The sequence below is a fragment of the Pedobacter sp. MC2016-24 genome, from assembly GCF_015223055.1.
Taxonomy (GTDB): domain Bacteria; phylum Bacteroidota; class Bacteroidia; order Sphingobacteriales; family Sphingobacteriaceae; genus Pedobacter.
Genome location: NZ_JADFBX010000003.1, coordinates 48298 through 59990, shown reverse-complemented (window position 1 = coordinate 59990; position 11693 = coordinate 48298). Strand labels below are relative to the sequence as shown.

8 protein-coding genes are annotated in these 11693 nt (G+C 40.1%); all 8 read right to left on the bottom strand.

Annotation, left to right across the window (positions count from 1 at the left end):
- Window positions 1-38 precede the first annotated feature (38 nt).
- Window positions 39-1415 (bottom strand): HAMP domain-containing sensor histidine kinase, encoded by a 1377-nt coding sequence (locus IM797_RS08655; RefSeq protein WP_194126723.1) that lies wholly within the window; start codon window positions 1413-1415, stop codon window positions 39-41.
- Window positions 1409-2089 (bottom strand): response regulator transcription factor, encoded by a 681-nt coding sequence (locus IM797_RS08650; protein WP_194126722.1) that lies wholly within the window; start codon window positions 2087-2089, stop codon window positions 1409-1411. Before IM797_RS08650 ends, IM797_RS08655 begins: the two co-directional genes overlap by 7 nt.
- A gap of 196 nt (window positions 2090-2285) precedes the next feature.
- The gene (locus tag IM797_RS08645; RefSeq protein WP_194126721.1) at window positions 2286-3434 is read right to left on the bottom strand and encodes a TlpA disulfide reductase family protein; all 1149 of its coding nucleotides are present in this window, start codon (window positions 3432-3434) and stop codon (window positions 2286-2288) included.
- A 37-nt stretch (window positions 3435-3471) separates the two neighbouring features.
- Window positions 3472-4629, bottom strand: a complete 1158-nt coding sequence (locus tag IM797_RS08640; RefSeq protein ID WP_194126720.1) for a TlpA disulfide reductase family protein — start codon at window positions 4627-4629, stop codon at window positions 3472-3474.
- 49 nt (window positions 4630-4678) lie between these two features.
- Complete coding sequence (locus IM797_RS08635) at window positions 4679-6244, bottom strand: PKD-like family lipoprotein (RefSeq protein ID WP_194126719.1); 1566 nt, start codon at window positions 6242-6244, stop codon at window positions 4679-4681.
- 36 nt (window positions 6245-6280) lie between these two features.
- Window positions 6281-7036: a DUF4843 domain-containing protein gene (locus IM797_RS08630; RefSeq protein ID WP_194126718.1), complete on the bottom strand. Its 756-nt coding sequence runs from the start codon at window positions 7034-7036 to the stop codon at window positions 6281-6283.
- 10 nt (window positions 7037-7046) lie between these two features.
- Window positions 7047-8474 carry a RagB/SusD family nutrient uptake outer membrane protein gene (locus IM797_RS08625; RefSeq protein WP_194126717.1) on the bottom strand — a complete coding sequence of 476 codons (1428 nt, stop codon included), beginning with the start codon at window positions 8472-8474 and terminating at the stop codon, window positions 7047-7049.
- A gap of 9 nt (window positions 8475-8483) precedes the next feature.
- Window positions 8484-11582 (bottom strand): SusC/RagA family TonB-linked outer membrane protein, encoded by a 3099-nt coding sequence (locus IM797_RS08620; protein ID WP_194126716.1) that lies wholly within the window; start codon window positions 11580-11582, stop codon window positions 8484-8486.
- Window positions 11583-11693 lie beyond the last annotated feature (111 nt).

The window sequence follows — 11693 nt, the reverse complement described above, 5'->3', positions numbered from 1 at the left end:
CCCCGGGTTTTAAAAACCCCTTACTTATTAAAATTTGATTAGAATGATCGGGCTATGGGTAAAATGATCCGCATCTCCGTTCCGATCTTTTCTTCAGAAATAATCCCAATTGACCCTTTATGAATACGAATGATGTTCAAGGTTAAAGGCAGCCCAATTCCATACCCCTCAAAATCAGCTGTATTTGATGCCCTGAAAAATGGTTCAAAGATATGTTGTTGTTCATTTTTAGGTATACCAATGCCCTGATCTTTTACATTCAGACTGATCCGCTCCAGATCACAGGAAATTCTGATTTCTACCGGCCGGTTGTTGGAGTACTTACAGGCATTTAAAACAATATTACTTAATGCCAATTGCAGCAAATTGATGTTACCTTCCGTATATAGCGAATTATCATTGTCTGGAAGGGTGTCAAAATTAATGTGGACCTTGGTATCCGGATCTATCTTTTTAACAGAATCAGCAACCATTAAAACCAGCTCATCGACCCTGATCAACTGCCAGTTTTGCTTTTTACCATCAAAACCAGTCTGGGCCAGAGCAAGCAGGCTCGTGGTGATATGTCCCAACTTTTCAGCATGGGAAAGAATAATTTTTGCAGATGCTACCGCTTTTGGTGGAAGATCATTTTGCGAAAGCAAAAGTTCAGTCTCACTGGTAATGATGCTCATTGGTGTTTTAAGCTCATGAGAGGCATTGCTCACAAAATTGTTCTGTGTTTCAAAAGCCGTTTCCAAACGATTGAGCATATTGTTGAAGGTTTGGATAAGCTCTGAGATCTCATCTTTCCCTTTTTTTTCCTCCAACCGCATGTGCAGATTATCAGCCGAAATTTTCTTCACGCTTTGAATCACTTTATTAACGGGCTTAACCGTATAAAAAGAAAATACCTTTCCAATTACATAGGTCAGGAAAACCGCGATAAAGAATATAATGAACAATACCCTTTTCAGGGTGGCTAATTCATTAAAACCGGACGGATTGGAAGCCGAAATAATGACAATGTAATCGCCATGACTAGTCTTAAATGATGATCCTGCATAAAAATCGTTTCCATTATTGTACCTGGCTCGCTTTTTACTAAGAATGGTCTTATAGAACGAGTGTGGTAAATGCAAATCCTTTTCAAACTGCACTACAGCACTGTCTCCCTGTTTGATGATGTACTCCCTTTCATGCTCCAGCTTTTCCAGGTAACGGCTTCTGATCTCCTGGTAGGATGAAGACTTTTCATCCGGATACAGGTTGATCTCGGCGGCGATATTTACCCGGGCTTCCAATCTTTTAAAAAAATCGTCAAAATTAAACTTGGAGACGAAATAAAAGATAGCAGCATTGATTAAAATGAGGCCGGCCGTGGCGATCGAAAAAAAAAGCCGGGTGATTTTAGACTGTATTCCCTTTCCTAACATTCTGTCCTCATGATATAACCCATACCAAAAACCGTATGGATAAGTTTAGCACGATCACTGTGATCAATCTTTTTTCTCAAATAGTTGATGTAAACATCTACCACGTTTGTTCCCATGTTAAAATCAATATCCCAGACATTCTCAAGGATCTGTACTCTTGAAAGCACTTTATTTTGATTTTTTGCCAGATACTCCAGCAACCGGTATTCAGTAGAGGTTAAGCTTACGGCGGTTTTATTACGAGAAACTGTTTTTGAAGCGGTATTAATCTCGAGATCCAACACCGAGATCACATCTGAAAGCAGAACATCACGATTACTTCTGCGGGCAAGCGTTCGTATCCGGGCTTCAAGCTCTGCAAACTTGAAAGGCTTTACCATATAATCATCTGCTCCACTGTCCAATCCGGTTACAATATTCTCTGTGGTTGCCAATGCCGTAAGCATCAGGATCGGGACACTCGCATTTAACTTCCTAATGGCTTTACAAACCTGGATTCCATTCATTCCAGGCAGCATGATATCAAGAATAATGAGATCAAAATGATGATTAATGGCCATTTCAAGACCAGTTTGTCCATCAACGGCTACGCTAACCTCCATGTTTGCATCACTCAATCCCCGAACAATGACTGAAATCAAATCATGGGTATCCTCTATAAGTAAGATTTTCATTCTTTCATTTTTGGTAAAGGGCTCTGTTATTAGTTAGCTGAATTGAAACAATCAAAGCTTTGCGACAGCCAATTTCAAAAATAAAGACTTTAGACCAAAAAACCGTCCCCCATGAAGCCTGTTTTTACATAAGCGTGAATAAGTAAGGGATAAAAAGCAAGCCTGCCAAACAATTTATGCTGGCAGGCCTGACACATTATTTAAACAACTCTTGCAGCCGGGTCTTCAACTTGGCGCTAAAACCAGTGTATTTATCTACAATTCTACCTTCCTTATCAATCAGATATAAAGTAGGAATGCCAATAATCATAAAATCATTTAGTGTTTTGTTTTTATCCGGACTTACCACCTGGGTCCAGGGCATCTTTTCCTCATCCATCGCTTTTCTCCAGGCGGCCATATCAGTATCTACAGAGACACTCAATACCTCAAAACCTCGTTCCTTATACTGAGCATATAATTCCTTAATTTCTGGTATGGCTTTACGGCAGGGTCCGCACCAGCTTGCCCAGAAATCGACCAGCACGTATTTACCTTTGAAACTGTTGACGTCTATTTTATTCCCATTAGGATCATTGTAAACAATGTGTGGAATGGGACTTCCTGTTTTAAGCGCATTGCGAATGGCTGCCCTTTCCAGAAACTCTTTTTTTAACTGCTTTGCTTCTTCCAGTTGAGGATACTGTTCCATCAACTTGGAAAGTTCAGCGGAGAAAAATTCAGACTCTTTATCCGCTGGTAACATGCTCAGTAAATAAACCAAAGCCGGGTTATTCTGATTGGCATTGATCAATTGCTTTAATCTCCAGAGTTCAAATTGAGATTTTTGCATAATCAAACCATTTGTCCTCAGGTAAGTATACCAGATACTATCTTTTTTAATGTAATTTCTCGCAGCATACATTTCTCCAGTCAGCACATCCATTTCCTGATCACCCAGAAACTTTTGATATAGGGCTGTATTGATCAATTGTGTACGAGTTGATTTGCTGGCAACTTCAACAAAACCCGAATTCTTGCTTTTGGTTCTCGCAGTATCATACCCCCTTGCATGAATATTTACATCCTGGTCAGACCAAAAGCTAGCCGTTTGCCACTTTAGGATGTCAAGCTGGTATAAGCCAGACTTTGTTGATTTAACAGTTAAACTGAAACTACCATCTGCATTAACCTTTACAGAATCAATTGCTCGTTTTTCCTTTCCTATGCCCTTATATAACCAAACCCAATTGTATTTTTTGAAAGTCTCCGGATTTAAGATGTTGACTTTCCCTTTAACGGTAATGCCTTTATTAACCTGGCCTACAGTTGATATGGAGCAAAATACCAGCAATAAAACCAACATTGCATATGAGATCTTACTATTCTTGATGTCCAGCATATCAGTTCGTAAAAATAGACTTTAATTTATCATCCAGTTGTTTGCCAGCAGCACCAAGCCATCTGCCAATGACCCTACCTTCTTTATCCAGTAAAATTTGAGTAGGATACCCCTCAACACTATACAACTGAACAACATCTTGCTTCATAGACACTTCATTATTTAAAACATTGGTCCAGTTCAAGCCATCTTTTTCGATGGCTTCCTTCCACATCTGTTCAGCTTGTGCCTGTCCGCTTACTTTCTCACTTGCCACGCCAAGTATTTCAAATCCTTTTGCCGAATATGTTTTATAAAGTTCTTTTAAATGTGGATTAGCTGCGCGACAAGGGCCGCACCAACTTCCCCAGAAATCAAGCAATACATATTTACCTCTAAACTGCGACAAACTTACCAGCTTGCCATTTACATCAGGCTTGGTAAAATCGGGTGCTGGGCCCCCGGCATCCGCAACTTTTAACGCTTCAATTTTCGCGGCAATGCCCTTTGCATAGCGGGTATTTTTGTAAGTGGAAGATAGTGCATGATAAGCAGATTCCAATTCGGTAGTTGTATAGTCTTTGACTGTCATTGATAAATAATAAATACTCGCAAACGCATCAGGGTTTTCCTTAATGAATTTTTTCCTGGATGCTGAAATGGCTTTTCTGTTCTCCAGCATTTTCGGTCCAATTTGGTTCACAGCATCTTTAATGCCCATAATCCTAGATTCAACCATCTCTTTCTGCAAACTCGCCATTTGTTTAATCAGCGGCTCTTCAGCCTTGCGAAACGCTGTAAAGCTATCATTTAGCGCATCGCCAGTTACAGCAGCACGGTTAAGATCTAGTGCTGTCCCCGTGATGGTCAAGCGAGCCCCCTTGCTCAGTACAATATCCAGTGGTATAGGCGGCTGATACATACCCGTTTTACCACCCCCTAAATATAGGTTGCGGTCAACTCCTGTATTCATCGACGTGACAAACGGTTCGTCTCCGGCGGAGCCCGTCAATTCGAACTTGCCATCTTTCGCCTCCACTGTTATCGGCCCTTCAGTTCCTCTTAAAATAATTTTTTCGTTTCCTTGCCCTTCCAGACTTCCTTTAATGGTATAGTTTTGTGCCTGCGCGGAAAAAAATCCAGCAACCAGTACCATTGTAAGTGCGATTTTTTGTTTCATTATAGTTGATCTAAGTTTTGTTTTGTTCATTTTTAAAAGCATTTGAATCTTACAGACTCCATTTGTAAGTCATATCCTTGATTTTCCCGAAGCCTGTGTAAATACGTTCAGTAGCCTTATTAATGCTCCCATTGGTCGGGTCAATGGTATAGGCATAAACTTTACCGACCTTCGTGCCTGCATTCCAGGTACCGATGTACACCACCGTATTTGGCTTGGGTAACAACAGACTGGTTACTGCAGGGTTATAGTAAAATTTCTGAAGGCGTACACAGGTTACTTCTTCATTTACCGGCGCTTCCCATTCTGCTACAGCGCTTGAGCTTTGTTGGTACCTATGCAGGTATACCGTCTTTTCTGTACCCATTAAGGTATAATTTCCGCCAAATGCAGAATTAAGCGTACGTATCGGTGTAGACAATGGAATTCCCGTGATCGGGTATTTGCCAATTGCAATCTGAGTAACTGCTGCATTGGTAAAATTGCTGACCAGCAAGAAACGGTCAGTACTGTTTTTCATTACGGCATATTCATAACCCACATTCGGTGTTCCATTTCCACGTCCCCAATCAAATGCTTCAGGATCTAGGCCAACATTATTGACATCAAATGCGGCAGTCAATGCCTGGGTGGCAAAGCCCTGAACGGCCGTACCATTGGCTGGTATATTTAGAAATTTCTTATTCGTTTTATCATATACTACAGCGTCAAAACTGGCACCAAATGCCGTAGCCGACCATTCGGCCAGATCTCCATAACTGCCATTGTATGCAGCACCAAAGAAATTCACCCTGCTTGTTCCTGAGGTGTTGTAATTGGCCCCGTGCACCCTGTTGTTATATATGACTACCTCCTTTCTACCATTATTCGCCGAAAAAGTTTTAATTTCTCCGCCAGGAATAAAGTTCCAGAATAACTTATCAATTGGATAAAACACCTGAAAAGAAGATTTCTCTACCGCAACAAAGTCTCTGGCAGATGCAATCAATACCTCAGCAGTAGCCAATGTACTTGGCGAATGCATTAGTCCGCGAGGTTCTCCCAGTAATGGATAACCATTCGAATTTTGAAACATATCAGCGAAAGTCCGCGTTTGAACTATGTTTTTCTTCGTCCAATCGTCTACAATTAGTCCCACATCCGTATTCCCATTCTTCTCATAAAGCAACATCCAGCCATCTGAAAGTTGCTCATCCACTTGCACATCGAATTTCATGTATTCTTCTACCTGCGTACTCAGGTTTTTTACGCTTAAGATAACCACCCATCGCCCAGCTGGTTTTGAAATGGACTTACGAAATGTGATGTCATTGGAAATGGTATCCCGCGAATATACCTTTCCTCCAGTTGCCTGGTATATCGACCAGGTAAAAGCCAGTTTGCCCGACACCTGGGCGGTAGAGGTAACTTCTTCCTGATTAAAAAATATTCTGGGGCTAATGACCAGCTCGTCATATCGGTAAATAGAGTAGGCGCTGGAGATATTCCTTTTTGCCGTATCTATCAACACCTTATCTAAAGGTTTATACTCGTAATTCCCTTTATCCTTGTAACATGAAGTACCAAACAAACACACCCATAAAAGTAACCAAGCTATATTATTATAATTTTTCATAATGCTATCTTTAATTTTTATACTGCTTTAGTTTAATTATGGAAAGACGATCGGAATCAGATTTTCATCTAACAGATCTTTATTGTTGTTATTTATTTTGTACTGCTCAAGGGCAATCTTACACTGCATCTGCAATGCCTTCGCATGGACCTCAGTAATGGTGTTCGGAGCCAGATCAGGATTTACAAGTACAGTTCTATAAACCCCAAAATTTGATAAACCAGTTACCTGAATAACAAACTTATATTTCTCGGAACTGTAAGAACCAAAAAAGTTCTTGAGCGGTAAATTTGGTAAAACCGCATTGTCCCAATTATCTGGTTTTGTTACCGCATTCTTAAATGTAATTTTAAGCTTATTATATTCACTTGTACCCGATTGGAATAGATCGGATTGTCTGACACTAAACGACACTTTTAAATCCCTGTTTACAAATAAATCTTTGTTTGCTGGCTTATCTACAAAAAAAGCAAAGTTTCCTGAAGACTTTCCGGCAGGCACCTTATAACTTTTAAAGCTAAAATTTAAAAGCTTTGCATCGGCGTCAGTTGTGTTCAGCTCAAATGTGCGGTCGTAATTAACAGGATAACCTGCGATCCGATAATTGAAGACAATAGAATCTCTATTTGTCGGACTATACGCAAAATTATGCGTAACACTATCCTGAACACTTATAGTGGTACCCAGCCAAATGTTCAACAATGGCGATTCTTCTTCAAAATATTGCAAGTTGTTTTTTTTGCAACCTGATGTTGCCAATAACAACAGCAGGAAAATATATGTATATCTCATTTTGTAAATTTTAACGGTTACTATTACGGTTTCCGGCTTCATATTCAGCAACAGGCAATGGCAATATATAAGCCTTTATGTCTACCATATTTTTGTCCGTACCATTGATAATCGACCTGTTTAACCTTTTATACAGATAAAAAAGCTGCCCTTCACCAAAAAATTCTCTTCTAAATTCTTCGATATATGATGTAGTAGGATTTATAGGCTCAGTGCTTAGGGCTGGTAAACCTCTTGCCTGCCTCACCTTATTGATTGGCTCAATTATACCTTTTCCTTCCGCCAGGTTGCAGCCGGCAAGAATAAACTGCATTTCAGAAATTTTAATTACCACGCTTTTATTTCTGGAATATAGTTCCGAGATCGCTTGTGGCGCGTTGTACTTGCGTAGGTAGTAGTTGCTGGCTTTATCTCCCCCACCGACTTCAAAAAGATAGATATATCGGTAATCTATTGAACCGTCTGGATAATATGCATTTCGCGTAGCAGAGCTTAGGAAAAAAGTATTAATGATATTCGCATCCTTTGACAAATACGCAGTAGAATAGGTATAAAGACTATTGATATTCAAACCAAAAACATGCTCATGAGCTCCGGTCAAATCATTACCAGCTAGCAGGTTTGCCTGCGTAGCATAGCTGAACTTTCCAGATGAAATCACAGCATTTGCGGCCAACCTAGCTTTGTCGTACGCTCCCGTATTATAAAAAAGCCTTGCCAATAACGCTTCAACAGCATAATAGTTTAGATGCAATTGGCGATTCATCAAATAGCCAGTATCTTCAGCTTCCGTGACTGTTCTTCCGGTAAAAATTGGATCTGCTTTTAATAATGCTTTAGCCGCCTCCAGATCCTCACGGATAAAACCATAGGTGTCCCCAACAGTAGATTGTGCTGTCTGCTTTGCACTATATGCGGTTACATAAGGTATTGCCGGCTTACTCCTATCCACGAGGTAGGATACACCGAAAAGCCTGACTAACTCAAAATGTAAAAAAGCACGTAAAGCAAGCGCTTCACCTTTGATAATCGCAAAATTATCACCCGTAAAAATCGATTTTTTAGCATCAATTTCATTTAGGAGATTATTGACATTACTGATTCCCTGATAGAGGCCGTTCCAAACATTATTGATCCTGGCCTGTACATCAGTACTCTGATAATCATATTCGCCTTCTCCATTATAGGTTAAAGGAAACGACGACCACTCATGGGATAAAACACCGATCATACCATATTGCAATTCTTTGCCGTATAATTTCTCAGCTGTCATTAGCGTATAAACTCCAGCAAGTGCTTCCTTAAATCCAGATTCGGTTTTAAATAATTCTGAGGATTTAATTTGAGAATTAGGTTCAACATCCAACCATTTTTTGCAGGAAGACAGGATGATTCCTACAAAACATAGGAGTAATAAATATTTAAATTTTGTATTCATGTCCTTAAATTAAAATGTAGTTTGTAATGAGAAGGAGAATGTTCGTGCGAAGGGATAATCTGTACCACGTTCAATTTTAATTGTAGAAAGTACAAATACTTCATTCATGAGTAATGAACATTTTAAATTTTGAAGCCCGAAGCGCTTCAAATTTTTCCACTTGAAATCGTAATACACATTTACAGATGAAAGTGTAAGATCACTTTTGTTTTCGATGAATCTTGTGGTTGCACGGGTTTGACTCGGTCTGGTATTAATCTTCTTGAATGGAACGCGGTCGCCAACATTTAACCAGGTATTGTTAAACACCCTGGTATCTACATTATTCGCGATGTCTACATTTTCAATGCGATTTGCCAATGTTGAATTGTAGTAATCCTCACCAATAGCATATCTGAATGTTCCACTTAGCCCCCAGCCCCTGTATTCCATGTTGAGGCCAAAATTGCCTCTCAATGCAGGATCTGTAACTCCGGCAACGACCTGATCATTGGGATTCCATTCATATGTTTTAGTTCCATCTTTGGCCACATAAATTTCCCTTCCTGTTGCCGGATCTATACCCAATGATGGCACTGCCCATATTGATGACATTGACTGCCCTTCTTCAAAACGGGTTACCGGAGCATTTGAAGCATTGGCCAGCTGATCTTGTTCTTTATTTAATTGTTTAAGGCCTTCTGAAATTTTAGTAATTTTATTACTGTTGCGGGCGAATGATCCGAAAACTGAGATGTATGACTGCGTTTTTGTATCACGATATAACTGGTAACTTACCGTACCTTCAAAACCCACATTTTGCATTGACCCAAGATTCTCTTTGTAAGTGGTAAATCCAGTTGACGGTGGCAAAGTCAAATCAGTAAGCAGGTTATTCGTATTTGCCAGGTAATAATCAAATCTGATATTCAAACGTTTCATGACACTGATATCTATCCCAATGTTGTTGTCAATTTTTTCCTGCCAGCGAAGATTGTTATTCGCCAATGCAGATAAATAGGTACCGGAAATGTTATCGTAGGTACTATTGGTAAAGAAGGTGTAGGTTGCCATGGCCTGATATGGATTAAAGTTCTGACTACCCGTTGAGCCAATTGAGCCTCTTATTTTCAACATGTCAAATACATTCAGCTTTTTAATAAAACTTTCATGATGCAGGTTCCAGCCAAGACCGACAGACCAAAATGTTCCCCAACGATTATTTGCACCAAAAACAGAAGATGCATTTCTTCTTGCACTTAAATCCACTAAATAACGGTTATCGTAAGCATAGTTCGCAGAGGCCAGGATACCTACCTCCCTTTGAATATTCTCAGAACCACTCGGCACACCGTTAAGTGCATACTGGGCCGCAAATGTGATAAAGTCTACCCGATTATTTAAAAAGCCTTCAGCAGCCATACCATGGGTTAATGCTTGTGTAGAACCAAGGTTTCCACCACCCGTAACCAATAAAAGATGCTTACCCCACATCTTGTTCCAATTGGCAAAAACATCTGAGTTTAAAGTAGTGCTTTTGCCATCTGTCATATTGTAAGTGCCTCGTCTGTAAAAATTTTCTCCGGTCATCTCGTTAAATCGGGTATGATCTCCTGGATAAAATAATTCAGATGCATTGCGGTTTTGGGTAAAACCTACACGGCCCGTTATCCTTAAATCTTTAGACGGTTGCCATTCTGTATAGAAGTTTTCCGTAACTTCTGTATAGGTTGAAAAGTCCTTGGTATTCAGTGTAGCATTATAAAGTGGATTATAGTAATACGTGGTTGGACTAGTCGCGCTGGTAGTAAACTCACCTAGTATTTTATTAATCCTTCCATATTCATCAGTTGGGGCCCAGTAAGGGTTCAACCGCGTATATTCGCCGAATGTGCCGTATGGAGAATTTACAGATTTATTGAAGTTTAAGTTCAAAATATTTCTAAAAATCACCTTGCCGCTTCTGTACGACAGATTGATCGAACCACCAATATTGTCTCTTTTTGAATCTTTCATTACCCCAACAAGGTTGTTGTAGTTCAGGTCAATCCCGTAACGCATATTCGGATCTCCGCCTTCCAGGTAAAGGCCATGTTTAATCCCGAGTCCCACACGCAAAGGCTTTGAAAGCCAATACGTGTTTACCCCACGTGCAATGTCAGACTCAATAACATTGGCCTGCTCAGTCAGAAATTGCTGTGTTAAAGGTGAGGTCGAAGTATACCTCCCAGCATTTCTTTCCACCTGTAGTTTTTCGGAAGCATTAGTCAGGCTATAAGAAGTGAGATCCGGAACTTCAAGATTATAATTGCTGTTGTATGTAATCCGCAGCTTCCCTTCCTTCGGTGCAAGCGTTTCAATGACCAATACACCATTCGCCGCTTTTGAACCATAAATTGCCTTTGCAGATGCATCTCGCAAAATTGTAATAGAAGATACTCTGTTCATGTCCAGGTCATAGATCTTCTGTAAACTGGATTCAAAACCATCAAGTATAAACAAGGGCAAGTTTGGATTGCCTGAATAATCTCCCCTAACATCCTCCAACCCAGCCTGGCCCCGTAACTGAATATCAGGCAATAAATTTGGATTAGATCCTAAAGAAAGATTCTCAGCAATGACAAACGAAGGATCTAAATTCTGTAAACTCTGAAGAACGTTCTTGTTTCCCACCCGCTTCAAATCCTCACCAGTAAACGTGGAAGCGCTACCTGTAAAACTTTCTTTTGATCGTTTTGAATAACCGGTAACAACTACTTCATTCAGTTCATCAGTAGACTCTTTCAACACAACAATTAAAGGCAATTTTAAATCGGATTTCAGCGTAACCTCTTGTCGTTTAAAGCCAATACTCGAAAACACAAGCGTTACGCCTGACTTGTCAGGCGAAAGAATAAATTCTCCGGTATTGTTGGTTGTGGTTGCAATCTTAGGGTTGTCTTTAACTGAGACTTTGACACCCGGAATGGCTTTTTTACTCTCGTCAAGAACCTTTCCGATCACCTTGGGAAGGGCCTGGATTTGAGTTGCCTGTACCTGGCTATACAGCCGTTCAGGCATCCCCAGTAGCCCAAACAGCGCAAGGGTCAGGATGCTCCCGGTGATTCTTTTAGTAAATTTTTTATTCATATGTTGTTGGTTTAGGTTGCTTTTTCAAATGTTTATCTGATTTTCAATAAGCATAGCTCAGCCGGGGCACGTTTTTTAAAACATACAGACCAGATATTAGCTAATGGCTAA

Excerpts from the sequence above, each read along its gene's own strand:
- IM797_RS08630 (WP_194126718.1), bottom strand. The coding sequence starts at position 7,036 with ATGAGATATACATATATTTTCCTGCTGTTGTTATTGGCAACATCAGGT.
- IM797_RS08640 (WP_194126720.1), bottom strand. The coding sequence starts at position 4,629 with ATGAAACAAAAAATCGCACTTACAATGGTACTGGTTGCTGGATTTTTT.
- IM797_RS08620 (WP_194126716.1), bottom strand. The coding sequence starts at position 11,582 with ATGAATAAAAAATTTACTAAAAGAATCACCGGGAGCATCCTGACCCTT.
- IM797_RS08655 (WP_194126723.1), bottom strand. The coding sequence starts at position 1,415 with ATGTTAGGAAAGGGAATACAGTCTAAAATCACCCGGCTTTTTTTTTCG.
- IM797_RS08650 (WP_194126722.1), bottom strand. The coding sequence starts at position 2,089 with ATGAAAATCTTACTTATAGAGGATACCCATGATTTGATTTCAGTCATT.
- IM797_RS08635 (WP_194126719.1), bottom strand. The coding sequence starts at position 6,244 with ATGAAAAATTATAATAATATAGCTTGGTTACTTTTATGGGTGTGTTTG.
- IM797_RS08625 (WP_194126717.1), bottom strand. The coding sequence starts at position 8,474 with ATGAATACAAAATTTAAATATTTATTACTCCTATGTTTTGTAGGAATC.
- IM797_RS08645 (WP_194126721.1), bottom strand. The coding sequence starts at position 3,434 with ATGTTGGTTTTATTGCTGGTATTTTGCTCCATATCAACTGTAGGCCAG.